Source organism: Rhodococcus sp. HNM0563 (assembly GCF_012726195.1).
GTDB lineage: Bacteria > Actinomycetota > Actinomycetes > Mycobacteriales > Mycobacteriaceae > Rhodococcus.
The window spans coordinates 673,604-693,571 of sequence record NZ_JAASAF010000002.1 but is presented as its reverse complement, the minus strand read 5'-3'; the positions used below and the strand labels follow the sequence as shown (position 1 = coordinate 693,571).

Sequence of the window (19,968 nt, the reverse complement as noted above, 5' to 3'; positions counted from 1 at the left end):
GGTGCCGATTTCGGGGTAGTTCTCGGTCCAGCTTCCTGCGGCCGGTTTGGTGAAGTGTGGCAAGGCTCTACCTTTCGCTTTCGAACTCGATGCCGAATGTGTTGTAGGCCATGGCCAGAAGGCCATATCCACCTACGGTGAAGATGAAGTCCATCCGCTGCTGCTCGCTGAGCTTCTCTCCGAGCGCATTCCATGTCTGCTCGGACAGTGCGGCCTTCTGGTGGAGCTCGTCGACCGCTGCGAGGAGGCGATTCTCGAACTCGTCGTCTGCGGTGCCTGCCAGTGCGGCCTCGATCTCCGGTCGGGTCAGGGCGCCTTCTTCCTCTGCCATCAGGATGTGATGGCTGCGCTCGTACTCGCACTCGTACACCTGCGCCACGCGCAGGATCGTCATCTCGCGTAGTCGCGGCGGCAGCGTCGACCGGAAGAGCAGATGCACGCTGAACCCGAGGAATGCTTTGGTCAGGTCCGGGTGCCGCACGAGCGTCGCCATCGCGGTGCCGGCGTCTTTCGGATTGCGCATGTGGCGGGGCATCAGCCCTCTCAATGCGGAATCGACACGCTCGTCCCATTGGTCTGCCGGCAGCGGGGGCACTACGGCCATGCCGAACTCCTCCTCTTGAGAATCATATTCTCGTTTACGGATGCTAGATTCTCATGACTGCACCGGATAGTCAACAAAGCGTGTCGTGTCGGGCGAATGTGCTGCTGACGAGCATGTTCCGACTGCGCCTGGGGGTGGTGCTACCTAGCGGGTCTGTTGGATCGTCCGCGAGGTGGCCCGATACCTGAATGTCAGGGGCATATTGATTCTCCGCATCAGAGAAGATAGTTTCCTTAAAGAGAGAGCACTGTGTGTTGCGCGTCGGTGGTCCGACGTGCGCAGACCGTCTGCCGAAAGAGAGGTTCCCCGTGACTGCAACCCTGCGCCCTGGTGGGCAACTTGCCAGCGCCGTCTGCACCACTCGTGTAGTGGTCGTGCGTGCACCCGCAGAAGGCGTGCAGGAGATCGCCTGTGGTGGAAGCCCGATGATCGCGGCTCCCCCCGGCAAGCCGGATTCCAAGCCCGACGGCGACGTGGTCACCCTTCTGGGTAAGCGATACGTCGACGCCGACGGAACGATCGAGGTGCTGTGTACGTCACCCGGAACCGGTGAACTGTCGTACGGCGGCGTTCCGATGACGATCAAGGCAGCCAAGGCGTTGCCCGCCTCCGATTGATTTGTTCGATCGCAGAACTGAAGATTGGCCGGGCATGCTGCCGTAGTTGCGCAGTGCGCGGTCCCGCAACGACGGCAGGAAGTGTCGACTATGGGTGGAATGAGCTTCGCGCTGAGTGAGGATCAGGAACTGATCCGCAAATCCGTTGCCGAGCTGATGAAGAACTTCGACGACCAGTACTGGATGGAAAAGGACCTCGCTCACGAGTTCCCGACGGAGTTCTACAAGATGCTCGCCGACGGCGGCTGGATGGGTATCACGATGCCCGAGGAGTACGGCGGCCACGGTCTCGGTATCACGGAGGCAACGATCCTCCTCGAAGAGATCGCCCGATCCGGCGGCGCGATGAACGCCGCGAGCGCGATCCACCTCAACATCTTCGGAATGCAGCCCGTCGTCAAGCACGGTACGGACGAGATGAAGGCGCGCACACTGCCCCGCATCGTCAACGGTGACCTGCACGTCTGCTTCGGCGTGACCGAGCCGGGTGCCGGCCTCGACACCTCGCGCATCACCACGTTCGCGAAGCGCGACGGCGACAAGTACATCGTCAACGGCCGCAAGGTGTGGATTTCCAAGGCTGTCGAATCGGAGAAGATTCTCCTCCTGACCCGCACCCAGCGCTACGACGAGGTCGAGAAGAAGACCGACGGAATGACGCTCTTTCTCACCGACCTCGACCGCAGCAAGATCGACATCCGGCCCATCAAGAAAATGGGACGCAATGCGGTCACCTCCAACGAACTGTTCATCGACAACCTCGTGGTCCCCGTCGAGGACCGCGTCGGTGAAGAGGGACAAGGGTTCAAGTACCTGCTCGACGGCCTCAACCCCGAGCGGATGCTGATTGCGTCCGAAGCCCTCGGCATCGGTCGTGTCGCGCTGGAGAAAGCCGTGCAGTACGGCAACGAGCGTGAAGTGTTCGGACGTCCCATCGGAATGAACCAGGGCATCCAGTTCCCTCTTGCCGATGCGCTTGCGCACCTCGACGCGGCCGAACTCGTCCTGCGTAAGGCCACCTGGCTCTACGACAACGGCAAGCCGTGCGGTCGTGAGGCCAACACCGCCAAATATCTCTGTGCGGAAGCCGGTTTCGCTGCGGCCGATCGAGCGCTCCAGACCCACGGCGGAATGGGCTACTCCGAGGAGTACAACGTGTCGCGGTACTTCCGTGAGGCACGCGTGATGCGGATAGCCCCGGTCAGCCAGGAGATGATCCTGAACTACCTCGGGTCCCACACCCTCGGACTGCCGAGGAGTTACTGATGGAGGCCCCGCTCGCCGGGGTCACCGTGGTGACCCTCGAACAGGCGGTCTCCGCGCCCATGTGCACCCGCGTCCTGGCCGACTTCGGTGCGCGTGTGATCAAGGTCGAGAATCCCAAGGGCGGCGATTTCGCGCGCGACTACGACGATGTCGTCAACGGAATGGCGGCGCACTTCGTCTGGGCCAACCGCGGCAAGGAATCGATCACCCTCGACCTGAAGACCGAGGGCGGACTCGGGGCGCTCCACGCTCTGCTGGCGCGCGCGGACGCCCTCGTGTCGAACCTCGCACCGGGCGCCATGACGCGGCTCGGGCTCTCACCGGAGGATCTGGCCGGGCGGTATCCCGACCTGATCGCGGTCGAGATCGACGGATACGGTCCCGACGGTCCACTGTCGCACAAGCGCGCGTACGACCTGCTCATTCAGGCCGAATCGGGGGCGTGCTCCGTCACCGGCTTCCCTGGGCAGCCCGCGAAGCCGGGGCCGCCGGTCGCGGATATCAGCACCGGGCTGTATTCGGCATTGTCGATTCTCGCGTTGCTGTGCGGCCGGGAACGAAACCGGGGCCGCGGCGGCGGCCTGTCGAAGGTGTCGGTGAGCCTGTTCGACACGATGGCGGACATCATGGGCTACCCGTTGACGTACACCCGCTACTCCGGTGTCGAACAGCAACCACTGGGGATGAGCTCGCCTGCCGTCGCGCCGTACGGGTCGTATCGCACCGCGGACGACCGGATCGTGGTGCTCGGTACGACCAATGATCGTGAGTGGCAGCGTCTGGCGCGCGAGATCATCGGGCGCGACGATCTCGCCGACGACCAGCGGTTCTCGACCAACACGGGACGGTGCGAGCACCGCGCCGAACTCGACGAGGCCATCTCGGCGTGGTGCGCACAGCACCCGCTCGACCATGTACAGAAGATCGCCGACGAGGCGGGTATCGGCAACTCGCGTTACAACACGCCGCGTGACGTCATCGATCATCCGCAACTGGCCGCCCGCAATCGTTGGCGGTCGGTTGCAAGCCCGAACGGACCCGTCGAGGCAATTCTTCCGCCACCGGTGATCGAAGGCTACGAGCCGCCGATGGCACCCGTACCCGGCTTGGGCGAACACACCGACTTGATCCTCGCGGACTTCGGTTTCCGCCCCGACGAGATCGATCGCCTTCGCGAGCAGGGCGCGATCGGATCGGTGCCGTGATGATCGATGCTCGGCGGATGGCCGGCAAACACACTTGGAATCAGGAGAATTCGAATGCGTGAAGTGGTCGTCGCTGCGGCTGTCCGCACCCCGGTAGGCAAGCGCAACGGTGGGCTGGCCGGTGTGCACCCTGCAGACCTGTCGGCGCTCGTACTCGAGGCGCTGGTCGAGCGCACCGGCATCGATCCCGGGGTCGTCGACGACGTCATCTGGGGTTGCGTATCGCAGGTGGGCGACCAGTCGAGCAATATCGGCCGCTATTCGGTACTCGCTGCCGGATGGCCGGAGTCCATCCCGGGTACCACCATCAACCGGGCGTGCGGGTCGAGCCAGCAGTCGATCGATTTCGCAGCCCAGGCCGTGATGTCGGGTCAGCAGGACGTTGTTGTCGCCGGCGGCGTCGAGGTCATGAGCCGTGTCCCGCTCGGCTCGGCGCGTGCCTCCGGGCAACCGTACGGGCCTCGTGCGCTGGCGCGCTACGACGGATTCGCATTCAACCAGGGAATTTCCGCGGAGAAGATCGCCCAGAAATGGGGATTGTCGCGCACTCGGCTCGACGAGTACTCGGCGATCTCGCACGAGCGTGCCGCGGCAGCGCAGGACCGCGGGGCATTCGAGGCGCAGATCGTGCCGGTGGTCACCGACGAGGGCACGGTCAGTGTCGACGAAGGGATTCGTCGCGGTACCACGGTCGAGAAACTCGCCGGTCTGAAGCCCGCTTTCGCCGACGACGGTGTGATCCACGCCGGAAACTCGTCGCAGATCTCCGACGGTGCTGCGGCACTGCTCGTGACCACACCGGAGAAGGCTCGTGAGTTGGGCTTGACCCCGCTCGTCCGATATCGGGCGGGCGCGGTGGCGGGCGCCGATCCGGTGCTCATGCTCACCGGTCCGATCCCGGCTACCGAGAAGGCTCTCGTGAAGGCGGGGATCGGCCTGAAGGATGTCGGAGTGTTCGAAGTCAATGAGGCGTTCGCGTCGGTTCCATTGGCGTGGCTGGCCGAGACCGGCGCCGATCCGGAGCTGCTCAACCCGCTCGGAGGGGCGATCTCCCTCGGGCATCCGCTCGGAGGTTCGGGTGCCGTGTTGATGACTCGGATGATTCATCACATGCGCGACAACGGAATTCGATACGGTCTCCAGACCATGTGCGAAGGCGGCGGCACGGCGAATGCCACTGTTGTCGAACTCCTCGGCACATAGGACGTCACATCTGTGATCCGGCCGGCAAAATTCTCGGCTTGAGACCCTTGTCACATCCGGCAAACCGACCTACTGTGTGTTCAGTAGGTTGGGACGTGAAGGAGAGAGGCACCGTGCAAAGGGCGTACGACACGCTTCTCGCCAAGGGTGAGGACCGCAGAGAGCTGATACTCAGTGCAGCTCAGCGGTTGTTGGCGAGGAACGGGTGGCGCAGCACGAGCCTCGCTCAGATCGCACGGGCCGTGGGCATCACGCCCGCGGGTCTGCTGCATCACTTCCAGTCCAAGGACCAGTTGCTGCATGCCGTGCTCGACGCACGGGATGCAGACGATGATGCACGTGCTGATCGTTCGGGAGATCCACTCGAGCAGATCAGGAGACTGTACTTGCGTTTCGAGAAGTCCCCTGAACTGGTCGGGATGTTTGCTGTACTCCTGATCGAGAACCTGGAGCCGGATGCTCCACTGCACGATCGCCTACTCGTTCGACACCGCGCCGCGATCGACACAATCGAGGCGGGTATCCGACGTGGTCAACACGCCGGGCGGTATCGGATGGATGTGAACCCAGCCGTCAAAGCGGTGGAAATCGTCGCTTTCCTCAACGGAATGGAAACCTCATGGCTGCTCGATCGTTCGCTCCCGATAGCCGAGATCTTCGAGGACTTCACACAGTCGCTCGAGCAACAGCTCATGCCCAGCAGCACAGTCTGAGACACCGCATCGTCATCGTCGCGCCACGTGTGGTCGATACCGTGCGCAACGTCGGAGGGTGGCTCTACGACCAGGTTCTCGCGGGATGGGAAGTCACGGTCCTGGCCCGGGAGCATCAAGACATCCGCCCGCTCGAGATCCTCGGGGCCCGAGTCATCGATCTCGACTCGGTATTGGGGACCGAGCACGGCATGGTTCCTGAAGCGCTGGTGGCATCGGCCGAACTCTACTCGTCCGACGAGCGCATCCGTGCAGGTCTGGACCGGCTTCTCGATCGCGGATCGACGAAGTTCAGCATGTGGGGCGATGAGCTCCCGGCAGAGATCGATGCCAGGTTCTCGGCGTCGGAATACTGTATGAGCAGGGCTGCACAGGTATTCAAGCGGCATGCACTCGTCGCAGCGGCGGTCCGCGAACCTGTGATCGCACCCATCGAGTCCTTCCGGACCTCCGGTTTCACCTCATCCAAGTCGGGTCACCTCACGTCGGTCTGACCGACCCGCGTGACGAAGCCTCGACGGCTCACAGCCCCGAAATGACAAGCGTCCCGGCACTCGATGAGCGCCGGGACGTCGTATGCAGTCGGTCAGGCCTGCTGAAGGTCGATGACCACCTTGCCGATGGCCTGCCCGTCACCTACCAGACGAAGGGCACCGACGGCGTCGTCGAGCGAATAGATCGCACCGATGTGCGGCACGGCTCGCCCTGAGACGAGAAGATCGACCAGTTCGTTCTCGTTGCGGCGGAACTCGTCCGGGTCCAGGTCCTGGAACTGGAAGCCCTGGATCCGAATACCCTTCACCAGAACGAGATTGAGCGGTATTCGAGGGATGGTTCCCGAGGCGTATCCGACGGTGATGAAACGTCCGCCTCTTCGCAGACTCCGGAGAGCCGGTTCGGACAGGTCGCCGCCCACCGGATCGACGACGACGTCGGCCCCCTCGCGAGCGACGTCCTTCAGCAGTGCGCGAAGTTCACCCGCGCGATGATCGACGAGCTGCTTCGCACCGTAGGACGCTGCGACCTCGAGCTTGTCGGCCGACGAGGCCACAGCGACAACGGTCGCTCCCAGAACCGCTCCTAGCTGGACCGCGGCCAGTCCGACGCCGCCGCCGGCCCCCAGCACGACGAGTGTTTCGCCGGGCCGGATCCGGGCCACCGATCGAAGCGTGTGATACGCAGTGCGATGTGCGACGCCGAACGCTGCTGCGGTGTGGTCGTCGACGCCGTCGGGTATCCGTCTCAGCGACACGGCCTTTGCTGCGATCTCCTCCGCGAAGGCGCCGACGATGCCGGTGCCGCTCACCCGATCGCCGACCGCGAGGTCGCCGACGTCGTCGGCGACCTCCTCCACGAGCCCTGCGAACTCGCTACCGGGGACGAACGGAGTGGGCACGCTGATCTGGTATTTGTCGGCGACCACCAGCACATCGGGAAAGTTGACCGCGGCAGCGCCGACCCGGACCCGCACATGACCCGGTTCGAGGGAGGGCGAGGCGATCTCGTCGATCCGGACCACCTCGGGCTCCCCGTATTCCGAGCAGATCGCAGCGCGCATACCCGTTACCGCCCCCGCCAGACCGGTGCGCGCTTCTCGACGAACGCGGATGCGCCTTCCTTGGCGTCGTCGCTGGAGAAGACGACACTCTGCCAGTGTCCCAGCCTCTCGTCTGCCCGAGCCGGATCGGATTGTGCGAGCCGGACGAGTTCCTTGACCGCGGCAAGGCCCAGTGGGGCGTTCGCCGCAATGCGTTCGGCGAGCGCGAGCGCAGCCGACTGCACTGCCTCCGGTTCGACGACCTCGTTGATCAGGCCCAGTTCGTAGCCTCGCTGCGCGGTGATCAGATCGCCGGTGAGCGTCAGTTCCATGGCGGCTGCCCGCGGGATCCTCGTCCCGAGATTCGTCCCGCCGCCGGCCGGGAACAGACCCCGCTTCACCTCGGGAAGACCGAATTTCGCGGCCGACGAGGCGACGATGAGATCACTTCCGAGAAGGAGTTCGAGCCCGCCGCCGATCGCGGTGCCGTTGGCGGCACCGATCACGGGGATGTCGGTCTCGCCCCTGGCGAACCGTGCGTAGGAGGCGCCGGGGCCGGAGTCCAATCCGATCTTGTCGCCGTTGGCGAACGCCCTCAGGTCCATGCCGGAGCAGAACGCCCGGTCACCGGTGCCGGTGAGGACGATCGCGCGGATCTCTGGGTCGGACTCGGCTTCTTCGACCGCCGCGCCGATCCCGTTGATCAGCGCGCTGGTAAGCGCATTACGTGCCTCGGGGCGGTTCAGCCTCAGGAGGAGAACTGCACCGTGCTGCTCTTGTACGAGTTCGTTCATCTCGCTGTCACCCCTTGTAGTCGGTCGACTCGGCGAGCTCGGCGGCCTCACGCATCGCGCTGAGGACCACCGGACCGAATGACTGCAGCTTGGGATCGTCACCGGCGCGCTGGTAGCCCTGCTCGAGAATGATGGCGAGCTTCCACTTGGCGAGGATCAGGTAGTAATCGAGGTCGTCGACCTGACGGCCGGAAACCTCCGAGTAGTGCTGGACCATCTTTGCGCGGTCGGGCATTCCTCGAAGATCGGCGTAGCCGCCCTGGCCTGCGCCTTCGACGGTCATGTCCTCGGGCCAGTTCATCAGCATCCAGCCGAGGTCGAGCTTCGGATCGCCGACGGTGCCCATCTCCCAGTCGACGAGGGCAGCGAGCTTCGCGGGTGCGCCGTGCTCGAACATCACGTTCGCGAATTGGTAGTCGCCGTGCATCAGACCCGGGACGTAGTCGAGTGGGCGATGCGCCTGCAGCCACTTGGTGGCGACATCGATTCCGTCGAGCTCGCGGGCTTTGATGCGGTCGAAGAAGCGGGTCCAGCGGTCGACCTGACGGTCGTGGAATCCGTCGGGACGCCCGAGGTCATGCAGGCCCTGCGCCTTCCAGTCGACCTTGGACAGCAGCGCGATGCCCTCGGCGAGCTGGTACGCGAGACCCGGACGTGTGGACAGATCGCTGTTGTACGGCTCGGGCCACACGCCGTGTTGATCCATCGGCGACCAGCCGTCGACGTATCCCATGAGGTAGAACGAACGGCCCAGAACCGAAGTGTCCTCACAGGCTGCGACCGCAGCGGTATGGGGGACGTCTGTGCCGTCGAGTGCCTGGATGATCCGCCATTCACGAATGATTCCGCTGTCGCGGTCGGCGGGCGCACCGGTGGGCGGGATCCGGATGACGCAGGTGAAGCCGTCGCGGTCGAGTTTGTAGATCTCGTTCTGGGTGCCGCCGGAAAGGTACTTGGCTTCGAGCGGTGCCCCCTTGCCGGGCAGGCCCTGATCGTCCATCCATGCGGCGAGTCGATCGGTGTCGATCACAGGTTCCCCACTTCCAGTTCGAGGTATTCGGCGTATTTGGCGCGGGCTTCGTCCTGCTTGCGCGGAAGCCACTGCGTGGGCCACAGGTCGTCGGTTGCGCTGTAGTCGCGCAGGACCTGTTTTGCGACGGTCGTCTTGTGGACCTCGGTCGGGCCGTCGGCCAGACCCATCACGGCCGCGCCGTGGATCATCTTGAAGAACGGCATCTCGTTGGTGACACCGAGTGCTCCATGGACCTGCATTGCGCGCCAGGCGATGTCGTGCAACACGGTCGGCATCACGATCTTTGCCGTAGCGATGTCCTTGCGGAGCTTCTTGTAGTCGTTGTACTTGTCGATCTTCCACGCGGTATGGAGCACGAATAGGCGGAACTGCGTCAGCTGCGCGTAGGAGTCGGCGATGTAACCCTGGATCGTCTGTTTGTCGGCGAGTCGGCTGCCTGCGGTCTCGCGACTCAGCGCCCGCTCGCACATCATGTCGAGGGCCTTCTGGGCGAGTCCGATCGTCCGCATCGCGTGGTGGATGCGGCCGCCACCGAGACGGGTCTGGGCGACGGCGAACGCCTGACCTTCGCCGCCGAGAAGGGCGTCGGCGGGTACCCGCACGTCCTGGTAGTGGATGAGCGCGTGGCTGCCACCATTCATCGGTTCGCCGTACAGGCCGACGTTACGCACGATCTCGATGCCCGGGGTGTCGGCCGGCACGAGGAACATCGACATGCCCTTGTGCACCGGTACCTCGGTGTCGGTCACGGCCATCACGATCAGGAACGAGGCTGTCTTGGCGTTGGAGGAGAAGTACTTCCAGCCGTTGATGACCCAGTCGGTGCCGTCCTTGACCGCTCGCGTGCGGAACTGCGCGACGTCGGCGCCGCCTTGCGGCTCGGTCATCGAGTAGGTGGAGAAGAGTTCGCCGTCGAGCAGTGGCTGCAGGTACTTCCTCTTCTGCTCGGGTGTGCCGTAGTGCGCGATGATCTCGGCGTTGCCGGTGTCGGGTGCCTGGCATCCGAAGACGATCGGTGCCCACGACGAGCGTCCGAGGATCTCGTTGAGCAGTGCGAGTTTGAGCTGTCCGTAGCCCTGCCCGCCGAGCTCGGGGCCGAGGTGTGTGGCCCACAGGCCCTGTTTGCGAACCCGTTGCTTGAGCGGATCGATGGCCTTGCGTCGCAGGCCGTCGAGGGGTACGAACTGCTCGTGTTCCCACACCAGGTCCAGCGGCTCGACCTCGTCGCGCACGAAGGCGTCGGCCCAGTCCAGTTTTTCCTGGTATTCGGGGTCGGTTTCGAAGTCCCACGCCATTGCCCGGCTCCTCTCTGATTCCAAGAATCTTAATTCGTAGTTTTCAGAATGCTATTCTTACACGACTGAAGTCGGTTTGGAACAGCCCGCGACGAAAGGCGCCGAATTGAAAGCCCAAGACCTATTCCACATGGGTGTCGTGACCGATGATCCGGTCGCGGCCAAGGCAGAGTTCTCCCAGCTCTTCGGTTACGAATGGGGCCCCGAGGTCGGTGGGGAAGTGGCGGTGACGCTGCCCACCGGCGATCATGTGGTCGACCTGAGATGCGCGTTCTCGATCACAGAACCGCGCATCGAACTCGTCCGGAGTGTGTCGGCACCCCTGTGGGAGGCGGTCCCGGGTATCCACCACCTCGGCTACTGGTCCGACGACGTCGATGCCGATCGCGACGAGTTCGCCGCCCAGGGCTACAGCACGGAAGCAACCCGACGAGCGGCCGACGGCAGCCTCTTCTTCGCTTTCATGCGAAGCCCATCCGGACTCCTCCTCGAATTCGTGACCCGCGCAGCGGAACCGGGGATGTCGCAGTGCTGGATGGCGCCGCAGTGACCCCGCAGGTCGACACGCCGACGAGGACGGAGAGAGGGAAGTAATGGGCAACGTAGGAATCGTGACCGGTGGTGGCCGGGGTATGGGGTTCACATGCGCGCAGCGGATGGTCGGCACCGTCGACACAATGCTGCTCGTCGACATCGACGAAACCTCCGCGAAGGAGGCGGCAGCGCAGCTGTCGTCGGACTCGACGGTGGTCGAACCGTTCGCCGCCGATGTCGGTGACGCCGATGCGCTGGGCAGGCTCGCCGACCGCGCGGACGAACTCGGAACGCTCCGCTCGGTCGCTCACGCGGCGGGGATCTCGCCGACCATGGCCGACTGGCGGAAGATCGTGTCGGTCGATCTCGTCGGTACGGCGTTGCTGGCGGAGGCGCTCCGTCCGCTGGCGACAGCCGGTACCGCCATGGTCTATTTCGCGTCGATGGCACCGTTGGTCGGCCGGATGGATCCGGGGTCGGAGCTGGGTGCGGTCCTGGACGATCCGCTCGACGGGGAGTTCCTGGACAAACTCCGGGAGACCGTCGGCGAATCGATCGAGCAACCCGGGATCGCCTACTCGTGGGCAAAGCATGGGGTACAGCGATTCGCGCGTGCCGAGGCCATCCGCCTCGGGCGGGTGGGGGCGCGGGCGAACTCCGTGTCACCGGGGCTGATCGACACTCCGCAGGGACGCCAGGAAGCGGCGAGCAATCCGCGCATCGCCGACATGCAACGCGCGACGCCGCTCGGCCGACTCGGCCAGGCCGACGAACTCGCGACGGTCGTGGCGTTCCTGCTGTCGGACGGCGCGAGCTTCGTCAACGGCATCGACATCCTGGTCGACGGTGGTGTCATGGCAGCAATTGCTGCCCGACGCGAAGAGTCCGCGACATGACCGACTCCATGGGAGTCGGGCTGCACTACGGCGGAACCGATACGTCTATGCCCTTGGTCGACCTCGCGCGTGCCGCGGAGGAACGTGGGTTCGAATCACTGTTCGTGCCGGAGCATTCACATATTCCGAGTGCCCGCGAAACACCCTTCCCCGGCGGCGGAGTTCTACCCGACCGTTATTTCCGCCTGTGGGACCCGCTCGTGAGCTTGTCGTTCGTCTCTGCGGCGACGGGCCTGACCGTTGGAACCTGCACGGCGCTTCCCGGTGGGCACGACCCGATTTCCTACGCAAAGGCTGTGGCCACGCTCGATGTCATGTCGGGTGGTCGCCTCGTGCTGGGCGTCGGTTTCGGCTGGAACAACGACGAGTTCGAAGATCATGGGTTCGACGCTCGCGACAAGTATGCGGTGGTCGAAGAAAAGATCGCGCTGATGAAAAACCTCTGGACCGAGGAAGAAGCGTCGTACGACGGCAAGCACGTGCGGTTGTCGCCCAGTAGGGTGTGGCCGAAACCTCTGCAACGCCCGCACCCTCCGCTCCTGCTGGGAGTGCGGTCCGGTCCGATCGGATTCCGCAGAATCGCGAAGTGGGCGGATGGGTGGATTCCCATGGGGCATCATCCCGTCGACACGCTCGAGGCAGATCTGTTGCAACTCGCTGTCGAATTCGAGCGGGTGGACCGCGATCCGGACAGTATCCGGGTGACGGTCCTGCAGGGGCTTCGCCCCGACCTCGCCGATGTGCTGGACAGGTTTCGGCAGATGCCTGTCGAGCGGGTGATCGTCGACGTCCCGACTGCGGACGACGATGTTGTGTTACCGATCTTGGACGAGATCGCGGCCTACTTGTAGGGCGCCGGACTGTCCGTCTCCGGTCGCACGCTGCGCAGGAACAAGGCGACTGCGGCACGGATGTGCTCGTCGAGATTGTCGCGGATGATCCCGAACGATGCGAGGCGCGCCGGTGCGCCGGCCGCCATGCCGAGAAACAGTTCGGCGAGGGTGTCCGGGTCTTCGGCGACGATGGCGCCGGTGGCTGCGTGCCGGCGGAGGAGTTCGGCGACCTGTTTCGTGCGCGGCCAGTACCCGGAACCGAGTGCCTTGCGGGCGATATCGGGGTAGCGGGATGCATAGGCGACCGCTACCTGTTGGAGCTTGATCATCGACGGATCGAGGGCGCGCCGCACCGCGGTCTCGGCGATCGCGGTCAGCGCCTTCTCCAGGTCGTCGAAATCTGGGAGCTCGGGCTCGGGCCAGGGCCAGTCGCTGCGCGACATCGCCCACCCGAGTACCGACCGGAATACGTCTTCCTTGGTGGGGAAGCGTGCGTACAGAGACGGTTTCGTCGTTCCCGCGGCGGAGGCGATGGCATTCATCGTCGTGCCTTCGTAACCGTTTTCGAGGAACAACCGGAGGGCAGACTCGCGGACGGCTTCGTCGAGTCGGCCCGCTTCCTCTTTGGTCGGTCGGCCACCCCGCCGCCGGCCCGCGCCCACGGCCCGCGGCGGCTCGTTCACCGATGTCATAGCTGAAGAGTGTGCCAAACAAAATTGCCTATGGACATAAAACTTTTCCGGTGAGTATGGTTATCGGTATTCGCGAACTATACCCGCAAGTCTAGTTATCTCGGACTTCCCGAAACTCAACGGCCGGAGGGCACAGTGACAGAAGCGACGATGCAGAAGGACGTCATCGGGACGCTGAACGCGTACTTCCAGGAACGGCGGGACCAAGTTCCCGTCCTGACCCAGCGCGCGAACGATCAGGGGATCACCGAGATCCGTTCCCGCGAGGACATCGTTCCGCTCCTCTTTCCCCACACCACCTACAAGAGCTACCCGGAAACACTTATTGCCAAGGGTAAGTGGGAACAGATGAATCGGTGGCTGGGATCCCTGTCCACCCGCCGACTCGACGACGTCGACGTCTCCGAAGTCACCGACGTCGACGGCTGGATCGGTGCGCTGGAGAAGGCCGGCCACATGGTGTCGAGTTCGAGCGGAACCAGTGGAAAGGGTTCGTTCCTCAACAAGTCCTACCGCGACTTCGACGTCAACAAGCAGAACCTGCTCGATTGCTTCGTATCGCTGGGAATGCCGCCCGAAAAGGTATGGCACGTCATCCCGGTCGGGCCCGACACCGGGCAGACCCAGCATGCCGCTGTGCGCGACCTGATCATCGATTCATTCTCCCGGCCCGACGCGCTTCCCCTGTTCGACGGGCCCGCACCCGAAGGGTTCCATCGCTACCTGTCCCGGTTGTCGGCGATGCGTCGCGCGATGGCCGACGGCACTGCCGCCCCCGACGACATCGCGTCGTTCGAGGCAGAGGCAGCCGAGCGTGCGGCGCTCCAGGAGCAGAAGCTGAACCACTACGCCGACCAGATCATGGCCCGACGCAACGAGAACATCCTGTTCAGTTCGCAGTTCCCGCAGCTGTACCGACTCGTCGAGGTGCTCCGCGAACGGGGTGTCAAGGACGGCGACATCACCGGAATCAACGGTCTCACCAGCGGCGGTGGCCTCAAGGGCACGAACCTGCCCGACGACTACCAGGACCAGATCTACCGGATGCTCAATATCGCTCCGGAACGCTTCCTGCACTACTACTCCATGCAGGAACTCAACAATCGCATGTTCAAGTGCCCGGAAGAGGGGCGCTACCACGTGCCGGAGGAGATCGTTCTCCTTGTCCTGAACAAGGACGGCGACGCACTCGCCGAAGCATCGGGCAACCTGGTCGAAGGGCGGGCCGCATTCGTCGACACCACCGTCGACGGGCGTTGGGGCGGCACGATCTCGGGTGACAAGATCACCGTGGATCAGGGGCGCTGCCCGTGCGGGCGCGACGGCGAGACCGTTCTGCCGAACATCGTGCGCTACTCCGACCTCGGAGACGACGACAAGATCACCTGTGCCGGAACGATGGACGCATACGTCCGCGGAATCGTCGGGGAGTGAACATCATGACCACGACTGCGCCTGCCCCCACCCGCACCAAGATCCAGGTACCGCATTTCGTCCGCGGGAAGTTGATCTGGGGCGAGGACAACGAGTATCTCTCGCGCGATTTCGGAGTCCCCTTCGTGACTCCCAAGATCGAGTACAACGAGCTGTTCGTCCCGCGCACCGAGCCGGGACCCGCCTTCGACGTCCCGGTCTCGGAGATCATCGACTTCCTCGTCGAGACCGCCGGGCAGCTGTCCCTGGAGAAGAACCCCTATCTTCAGGAATCTCTCGAGATGACGCTGCAGGTCAGCGCGTTGCCTCGCCGGATCATCGAGAACACGTTCCGTCGACCGGGACAGTTCCTGACGAAGGAGGCTCTCGAGTTCCGCCTCGAGCGCACCTTCGGAAGTCTCGATGTACTCGACGGCTGGGTCGAGAACACCGACCCCAACGGCAACGTCAGCAAGATCCGCGCGTTCCCGCCGCGATTGGTCCACATGCTCGCGGGCAACTCACCGAGCGCTGCCATGACGTCGATCGCTGATGCTGCACTCCTCAAGGCCGTCAACGTGTTCAAGATGCCGTCGGCCGATCCGTTCACCACGGTCGCGGTACTGCGGACGATGTCGGACATCGCGCCCGATCATCCGGTGCTGAAATCGATCTCCGCAGTCTACTGGCGCGGCGGCGACGAATCGGTCGAAGGTGTGCTGTATCGCTCGCAGTACTTCGACAAGCTCGTTGCGTGGGGCGGCGGCGCCGCGATCGAGAACGCCGCGAAGTATGCGGGGCCGGGCTTCAGCCTGATCTCGTTCGACCCCAAGGTCTCGATGGCAGTCATCGGCAGAGAAGCATTCGAGTCGGAGGAGACGCTGCGGGAGGTCGCCGAACTCGCGGCGGCCGACGCCACGATCTTCAACCAGGACGCATGCCTCGCAGCGCGTCACATCTGTGTGGAAGGCGATGTCGACCAGGTCGACCGATTCTGCGCACTGCTGCACGAGCGTCTCGGCGTCGACCGGGATTTCGCCTCCGCAGTGGGCCCGAAGCCGGATGCAGACATCCGCGAAGCAGTGGAAGGAATGCGCTACCTCGAACCCGACTACCGGGTGTGGGGCAAGTTCGACGGAACCGGGCTCGTCGTCCGCTCTCCCGAGATGGTCGACTTCCATCCCAATTTCAAGACAGTCAATGTCATTCCGATCGCGCAGCTCCGCGATGCTGCGTCGTACGCGACCGTCGCGACGCAGACGGTCGGTGTGTACCCACCTCACCGCAAGGCCGAGATCCGCGATCATCTCGCCACCGCCGGCGTACAGCGCCTCGTCAAGCTCGGCGGTGCATTGCGCGGCACGATGGGCAACCCCCACGACGGCATGTACCCGCTGCACCGCATGGTGAACTGGGTGGCTGATGACGATGCCTGAGCAGAATCGAAGCGGAATACCCATGCGTGTTCTCGGGCGGTCCGGTATCCGAGTGAGCGACCTGTGTCTCGGCACCATGACGTTCGGTACGGAATGGGGATTCGGTACCGACGAATCGACCAGCCGGAAGATCTACGAGACCTACCGGGAAGCGGGCGGCAACTTCGTCGACACCGCGAACAACTACACGAACGGGTCGAGCGAGGAGATCCTCGGGCGGCTCGTGGCACCGGAACGCGACTCGATCGTCGTGAGCACCAAGTACTCCTTCCCCACCGACTCCGCGGATCCCAATACCGGCGGAAACCACCGGAAGAGCCTGCGCCGCAGCGTCGAGACGAGCCTTCGGCGACTGGGCACCGATTACATCGATCTGCTGTGGGTCCATGCGTGGGATCAGTGCACCCCCGTGGACGAGACCCTGCGAGCTCTCGATGACCTGGTGCGGTCGGGAAAGGTGCTCGCGATCGGGGTGTCGAACACGCCGGCCTGGGTGGTGTCGCAGTCCGTTGCCATCGCCGAACTACGTGGATGGAACTCCTTCTGCACGATGCAGGTCGAGTACGCGCTCACTGCGCGCACTGCTGAGCGCGAACTCCTTCCGATGGCGCGGGCACTGGGGATCGAGGTCTCTGCATGGAGTCCACTCGGCCGCGGAACCCTCGCTCGACCCATGTCGGAGGAGGCCTTCGCGAAGTTGCCCGCGCCCGTGCAGCGCATCCTCACCGTCACGCGGGAGGTCGCCGGCGAACTCGGTGTCTCACCCGCGCGGGTCGCGCTCGCATGGGTTCGCAGCCAAGGGCTTATGCTGTCGATCGGTGCACGTACCGTCGACCAGATCAACGACAATTTGGCGGCATCGGACGTCGAACTCGATGACTCTCACTTGGCGCGACTCGACGAGGCATCGAAGATTCGCCTCGGCTATCCGCACGAGTTCCTGCACGAGCGCCGGGCGATGTTCACACCGGATGCTCTTCGGGCTCCGGCCCACGGGTAGCCCGCGACCGAGGAAGGCAAACACGATGGAGACCCTCGAACACTGGATCGACGGATCTGCCGCCGCACCACACGGCGGTGGATACTTGCCGGTGACCGATCCCGCGACCGGTCGCACAGTGCGACAGATCGCGGACGGCGACAGCGACGACATCGATGCAGCAGTGCGCGCTGCGTCGAGGGCGACATCGGAATGGCTGAGCATCCCGGCACTGGCACGTGGTCGCCTGATCACCGATCTCGGTCGGGCGATCCGGGCGAACAAGTCGGAACTCGCAGAGCTCGAGGTCAGCGAGACCGGCAAACCGGTCGCCGTTGCGCTCGGCGAGATCGAGAACTCCGCCGTGTATTTCGAGTTCTACGGTGGATTGGTCGGGATTCCTGTCGGCGAAACCATCGACGTGGCACCGGATCAGCACGTGTTCACCAAACGTGAGCCGTACGGCGTCATCGGCGTAATCACGCCGTGGAATGTGCCGCTCAACCAGGCGTCGCGAGCGTGTGCGCCCGCGCTCGCTGCGGGTAACACGGTGGTGCTCAAGCCGTCCGAGAACACGTCGGCAACCAGCGTGCGGCTTGCGCAACTCGCCACGGAAGTCGGGCTGCCCGATGGAGTGATCAACATCGTGCTGGGAAACGGGCGCGATGCGGGGGCCGCGCTGGCACAGCACCCGATGGTCGCGAAGGTTGCATTCACCGGCTCGGTGCCCACCGGGCGGGCAGTTGCGGGGATCGCAGCGGAACGGATCGTTCCGGTCACTCTCGAGCTGGGCGGCAAATCGGCGAACATCATCTTCGCCGACGCCGATCTCGATGCCGCCGTTGCCGGAGCGCTGGCGGCGTTCACCGGGAATGCCGGGCAGGTATGTTCTGCGGGCACCCGATTGCTCGTGCAGCGCGACGTGCACGACGAGGTGGTGCGTCGACTGGTCGAGGCCGTCTCTGCGATCCAGGTGGGACGCGATATGGGGCCCATCATCACCCGCGAGCAGTTCGGACGCGTCCAGGACTACTTCAAGGTCGCCGAATCGGAGGGCGTACGGGCGGAGACGGGCGGTACCATCTCGGCGCTCTCCGAGAAGACCGGCGGCTTCTACGTCGATCCCACCGTGTACACCGGGGTGGACAACACGATGCGCATTGCGCGGGAAGAGATCTTCGGTCCCGTCGTCGTGGTGATCCCGTTCGACACCGACGATGATGCAGTCGCGATCGCGGACGACTCGGAGTACGGTTTGATCGCCGGTGTGTGGACAAGAACCGTATCCAGGGCGCTCGCGGTCAGCGACCGATTGCGCACCGGCCAGGTTTTCGTCAACACCTGGTCGACGGCATCGGTGCAGACCCCGTTCGGTGGGTGGAAGAACAGCGGCTACGGGCGCGAGAAGGGCGTCGAAGCGCTGCACCACTACGGACAGGTCAAATGCGTGACCGTCAAGCTCTGAACACGCACTCGATGCTGCCGGCCATTTTCGGAAGGAACTTTTGATGACCCAGGACTCAGCGGTGAGCGGAGCGTCCGTCGACGACGCGCACCGCGCCCTCTTCGATGCCGGACTCGCGGTTCGCAGGGAAGTGCTCGGCGACTCTTATGTCGATGCAGCCCTCGAACGCAACGCGGGTTCCGACGGGGAGTCGCTACAGGAGTATGTCAGCGAATTCGTCTGGGGCGGTGTGTGGACGCGTGAGGGGCTCGAACGCCGCGACCGATCTCTTTCGACGATCAGCATTCTCATCGCGCTCGGCCACCTCCAGGAACTCGCGACGCATGTGCGCGCCGGGCTCGGCAACGGCCTGACCCGCGAGGAGATCACCGAGACCGTTGTCCACGCGACCGCGTATGTGGGTTGCCCCGCCGGTATTTCGGCGATGCGGGTAGTGCAGGACGTGCTGGTCGCCGAGCTCGGCCCGCGCGCTGCCGGAGACAACGCATGACCGCCGGCGCGCAGACCACATCGACTTCGGTGGTGCCGCTGCCCGGCAAGGTGGTCGGCCACATCGGGCTCGGTGCGATGGGGCGGCCCATCGCACAGAATTTCGTTGCCAGCGGACAGGCCACGGTGGTGTTCGACGCCGATTCGGCGTCCCAGGGCCGATTCCTCGACGACCACGCCGGTGTCGGCGGTGCCGCGGGCTTCGCGGATTTCGCAGCCTGCGATGTCGTGGTTCTGGTGCTCCCGACCAGCGACATCGTCGACAGCGTCGTGCTCTCGGAGGACGGATTGCTGGCGCATCTGCGGCCGGGAAGCACGATCGTCGATATGGGATCGAGCATCCCCACCCGCACGCAGGCACTTGCCGAAGCCGCCGCAGTAAAGGGCATTTCGGTTGTCGATGCGCCGGTCAGCGGTGGGGTTGCGCGTGCCGAGCAGGCCGCGCTCGCCGTGATGGTCGGCGGCGATGTCGCGGCGGTCGAAGCGGTGATTCCGCTGCTGAAGGCAACGGGCAGCGACATCATCCATGTCGGCCCCGTCGGATCCGGCCATGCAGCAAAGGCTCTCAACAACCTGATGGCCGCCAACAACATGCTCATCGCCGCCGAGGCTCTGCTCGTCGGACGCAAGTTCGGTATCGAGCCCGCCACGCTGCTGGGCGTGATCAACGCGAGCAGCGGGCGCAATCAGGCAACCGAAGCGAAGTACGAGAAGTTCGTGTTGTCGCGGACCTTCGACTCCGGTTTCGCTGCGCGTCTGATGCGCAAAGACATCGGGATCGCCCTCGATCTCGCGCACGATCAGGAGATCTCACCACTCCTCGGGGAGGCGGTGGGCCGGTTGTGGAACGCGGCGGTCGACGGACTCGACCCGGCCGCAGACCAAACGGATGTGGTGCGGTATCTGGAGGAATACCACCGGGTGTCGCTGGCGGACCCGGCCGGCCGGTGAACGAACACTGAAC

At 64.4% G+C, this 19,968-nt stretch carries 21 protein-coding genes; 15 read left to right on the top strand and 6 right to left on the bottom strand.

The genetic code is table 11. The features are described from left to right. Positions 1 to 67: 67 nt before the first annotated feature. Positions 68 to 604, bottom strand: a complete 537-nt coding sequence (locus HCA61_RS06975) for a carboxymuconolactone decarboxylase family protein (RefSeq protein ID WP_169687413.1) — start codon at positions 602 to 604, stop codon at positions 68 to 70. Between the two features lie 308 nt (positions 605 to 912). Here HCA61_RS06975 and HCA61_RS06970 point away from each other — a divergent pair, with 308 nt between their 5' ends. The 6 genes from HCA61_RS06970 (at position 913) to HCA61_RS06945 (ending at position 6,102) form a co-directional block, all read left to right on the top strand. Further along, complete coding sequence (locus HCA61_RS06970; RefSeq protein WP_169687412.1) at positions 913 to 1,221, top strand: hypothetical protein; 309 nt, start codon at positions 913 to 915, stop codon at positions 1,219 to 1,221. 99 nt (positions 1,222 to 1,320) lie between these two features. Further along, entirely contained in the window at positions 1,321 to 2,487 is a 1,167-nt protein-coding gene (locus HCA61_RS06965; RefSeq protein ID WP_169687411.1) for an acyl-CoA dehydrogenase family protein, read from the top strand. Next, positions 2,487 to 3,692 carry a CaiB/BaiF CoA-transferase family protein gene (locus tag HCA61_RS06960; protein WP_169687410.1) on the top strand — a complete coding sequence of 402 codons (1,206 nt, stop codon included), beginning with the start codon at positions 2,487 to 2,489 and terminating at the stop codon, positions 3,690 to 3,692. The genes HCA61_RS06965 and HCA61_RS06960 overlap by 1 nt, the downstream gene beginning before the upstream one ends. Positions 3,693 to 3,746: 54 nt before the next feature. After that, the gene (locus tag HCA61_RS06955; protein ID WP_169687409.1) at positions 3,747 to 4,895 is read left to right on the top strand and encodes a thiolase family protein; all 1,149 of its coding nucleotides are present in this window, start codon (positions 3,747 to 3,749) and stop codon (positions 4,893 to 4,895) included. Between the two features lie 113 nt (positions 4,896 to 5,008). Beyond that, on the top strand, positions 5,009 to 5,608 hold the full coding sequence (locus tag HCA61_RS06950) for a TetR/AcrR family transcriptional regulator (RefSeq protein ID WP_169687408.1): 600 nt from the start codon (positions 5,009 to 5,011) through the stop codon (positions 5,606 to 5,608). 41 nt (positions 5,609 to 5,649) lie between these two features. Continuing rightward, positions 5,650 to 6,102 carry a hypothetical protein gene (locus HCA61_RS06945; RefSeq protein WP_169687407.1) on the top strand — a complete coding sequence of 151 codons (453 nt, stop codon included), beginning with the start codon at positions 5,650 to 5,652 and terminating at the stop codon, positions 6,100 to 6,102. A 92-nt stretch (positions 6,103 to 6,194) separates the two neighbouring features. Here the strand turns inward: HCA61_RS06945 and HCA61_RS06940 are convergent, their stop codons facing one another. From HCA61_RS06940 to HCA61_RS06925, 4 genes are read right to left on the bottom strand one after another with little or no spacing between them, the layout of a single operon-like run. After that, complete coding sequence (locus tag HCA61_RS06940; RefSeq protein WP_169687406.1) at positions 6,195 to 7,166, bottom strand: NADPH:quinone oxidoreductase family protein; 972 nt, start codon at positions 7,164 to 7,166, stop codon at positions 6,195 to 6,197. A 5-nt stretch (positions 7,167 to 7,171) separates the two neighbouring features. Further along, positions 7,172 to 7,939 (bottom strand): enoyl-CoA hydratase-related protein, encoded by a 768-nt coding sequence (locus tag HCA61_RS06935; RefSeq protein WP_169687405.1) that lies wholly within the window; start codon positions 7,937 to 7,939, stop codon positions 7,172 to 7,174. A gap of 7 nt (positions 7,940 to 7,946) precedes the next feature. Further along, positions 7,947 to 8,939 carry a phosphotransferase family protein gene (locus tag HCA61_RS06930; protein ID WP_169687486.1) on the bottom strand — a complete coding sequence of 331 codons (993 nt, stop codon included), beginning with the start codon at positions 8,937 to 8,939 and terminating at the stop codon, positions 7,947 to 7,949. Positions 8,940 to 8,965: 26 nt separating this feature from the next. Beyond that, positions 8,966 to 10,267, bottom strand: a complete 1,302-nt coding sequence (locus HCA61_RS06925) for an acyl-CoA dehydrogenase family protein (protein ID WP_169687404.1) — start codon at positions 10,265 to 10,267, stop codon at positions 8,966 to 8,968. Between the two features lie 130 nt (positions 10,268 to 10,397). Here HCA61_RS06925 and HCA61_RS06920 point away from each other — a divergent pair, with 130 nt between their 5' ends. From HCA61_RS06920 to HCA61_RS06910, 3 genes are read left to right on the top strand one after another with little or no spacing between them, the layout of a single operon-like run. Next, entirely contained in the window at positions 10,398 to 10,817 is a 420-nt protein-coding gene (locus HCA61_RS06920; protein WP_240958973.1) for a VOC family protein, read from the top strand. A gap of 43 nt (positions 10,818 to 10,860) precedes the next feature. Then, positions 10,861 to 11,697 (top strand): SDR family oxidoreductase, encoded by an 837-nt coding sequence (locus tag HCA61_RS06915; protein ID WP_169687402.1) that lies wholly within the window; start codon positions 10,861 to 10,863, stop codon positions 11,695 to 11,697. Beyond that, on the top strand, positions 11,694 to 12,548 hold the full coding sequence (locus tag HCA61_RS06910; RefSeq protein ID WP_169687401.1) for an LLM class F420-dependent oxidoreductase: 855 nt from the start codon (positions 11,694 to 11,696) through the stop codon (positions 12,546 to 12,548). The genes HCA61_RS06915 and HCA61_RS06910 overlap by 4 nt, the downstream gene beginning before the upstream one ends. On the opposite strand, the gene HCA61_RS06905 is transcribed toward HCA61_RS06910, so the two are convergent. Further along, complete coding sequence (locus HCA61_RS06905) at positions 12,539 to 13,222, bottom strand: TetR/AcrR family transcriptional regulator (RefSeq protein ID WP_169687400.1); 684 nt, start codon at positions 13,220 to 13,222, stop codon at positions 12,539 to 12,541. The genes HCA61_RS06910 and HCA61_RS06905 overlap by 10 nt on opposite strands. 135 nt (positions 13,223 to 13,357) lie before the next feature. Here HCA61_RS06905 and HCA61_RS06900 point away from each other — a divergent pair, with 135 nt between their 5' ends. From HCA61_RS06900 to HCA61_RS06875, 6 genes are read left to right on the top strand one after another with little or no spacing between them, the layout of a single operon-like run. Then, positions 13,358 to 14,656, top strand: a complete 1,299-nt coding sequence (locus HCA61_RS06900; protein ID WP_169687399.1) for a hypothetical protein — start codon at positions 13,358 to 13,360, stop codon at positions 14,654 to 14,656. A gap of 5 nt (positions 14,657 to 14,661) precedes the next feature. Further along, positions 14,662 to 16,071 carry an acyl-CoA reductase gene (locus HCA61_RS06895; RefSeq protein ID WP_206039690.1) on the top strand — a complete coding sequence of 470 codons (1,410 nt, stop codon included), beginning with the start codon at positions 14,662 to 14,664 and terminating at the stop codon, positions 16,069 to 16,071. 22 nt (positions 16,072 to 16,093) lie between these two features. Beyond that, positions 16,094 to 17,071: an aldo/keto reductase gene (locus HCA61_RS06890; protein ID WP_240958972.1), complete on the top strand. Its 978-nt coding sequence runs from the start codon at positions 16,094 to 16,096 to the stop codon at positions 17,069 to 17,071. Between the two features lie 25 nt (positions 17,072 to 17,096). Next, positions 17,097 to 18,515, top strand: coding sequence for an aldehyde dehydrogenase family protein (locus tag HCA61_RS06885; RefSeq protein ID WP_169687397.1), 1,419 nt, complete (start codon positions 17,097 to 17,099; stop codon positions 18,513 to 18,515). Between the two features lie 43 nt (positions 18,516 to 18,558). Then, positions 18,559 to 19,005 carry a carboxymuconolactone decarboxylase family protein gene (locus HCA61_RS06880; RefSeq protein WP_169687396.1) on the top strand — a complete coding sequence of 149 codons (447 nt, stop codon included), beginning with the start codon at positions 18,559 to 18,561 and terminating at the stop codon, positions 19,003 to 19,005. Next, the gene (locus HCA61_RS06875) at positions 19,002 to 19,955 is read left to right on the top strand and encodes an NAD(P)-dependent oxidoreductase (protein ID WP_169687395.1); all 954 of its coding nucleotides are present in this window, start codon (positions 19,002 to 19,004) and stop codon (positions 19,953 to 19,955) included. Before HCA61_RS06880 ends, HCA61_RS06875 begins: the two co-directional genes overlap by 4 nt. Positions 19,956 to 19,968: the final 13 nt, after the last annotated feature.

Bases quoted from the DNA above. Each gene is read 5' to 3' on its own strand.
- HCA61_RS06890 (WP_240958972.1), top strand. From the start codon at position 16,094: ATGCGTGTTCTCGGGCGGTCCGGTATCCGAGTGAGCGACCTGTGTCTC.
- HCA61_RS06965 (WP_169687411.1), top strand. From the start codon at position 1,321: ATGAGCTTCGCGCTGAGTGAGGATCAGGAACTGATCCGCAAATCCGTT.
- HCA61_RS06940 (WP_169687406.1), bottom strand. From the start codon at position 7,166: ATGCGCGCTGCGATCTGCTCGGAATACGGGGAGCCCGAGGTGGTCCGG.
- HCA61_RS06885 (WP_169687397.1), top strand. From the start codon at position 17,097: ATGGAGACCCTCGAACACTGGATCGACGGATCTGCCGCCGCACCACAC.
- HCA61_RS06935 (WP_169687405.1), bottom strand. From the start codon at position 7,939: ATGAACGAACTCGTACAAGAGCAGCACGGTGCAGTTCTCCTCCTGAGG.
- HCA61_RS06955 (WP_169687409.1), top strand. From the start codon at position 3,747: ATGCGTGAAGTGGTCGTCGCTGCGGCTGTCCGCACCCCGGTAGGCAAG.
- HCA61_RS06960 (WP_169687410.1), top strand. From the start codon at position 2,487: ATGGAGGCCCCGCTCGCCGGGGTCACCGTGGTGACCCTCGAACAGGCG.
- HCA61_RS06910 (WP_169687401.1), top strand. From the start codon at position 11,694: ATGACCGACTCCATGGGAGTCGGGCTGCACTACGGCGGAACCGATACG.
- HCA61_RS06920 (WP_240958973.1), top strand. From the start codon at position 10,398: ATGGGTGTCGTGACCGATGATCCGGTCGCGGCCAAGGCAGAGTTCTCC.
- HCA61_RS06905 (WP_169687400.1), bottom strand. From the start codon at position 13,222: ATGACATCGGTGAACGAGCCGCCGCGGGCCGTGGGCGCGGGCCGGCGG.
- HCA61_RS06915 (WP_169687402.1), top strand. From the start codon at position 10,861: ATGGGCAACGTAGGAATCGTGACCGGTGGTGGCCGGGGTATGGGGTTC.
- HCA61_RS06895 (WP_206039690.1), top strand. From the start codon at position 14,662: ATGACCACGACTGCGCCTGCCCCCACCCGCACCAAGATCCAGGTACCG.
- HCA61_RS06880 (WP_169687396.1), top strand. From the start codon at position 18,559: ATGACCCAGGACTCAGCGGTGAGCGGAGCGTCCGTCGACGACGCGCAC.
- HCA61_RS06930 (WP_169687486.1), bottom strand. From the start codon at position 8,939: ATGGACGATCAGGGCCTGCCCGGCAAGGGGGCACCGCTCGAAGCCAAG.
- HCA61_RS06925 (WP_169687404.1), bottom strand. From the start codon at position 10,267: ATGGCGTGGGACTTCGAAACCGACCCCGAATACCAGGAAAAACTGGAC.
- HCA61_RS06875 (WP_169687395.1), top strand. From the start codon at position 19,002: ATGACCGCCGGCGCGCAGACCACATCGACTTCGGTGGTGCCGCTGCCC.
- HCA61_RS06975 (WP_169687413.1), bottom strand. From the start codon at position 604: ATGGCCGTAGTGCCCCCGCTGCCGGCAGACCAATGGGACGAGCGTGTC.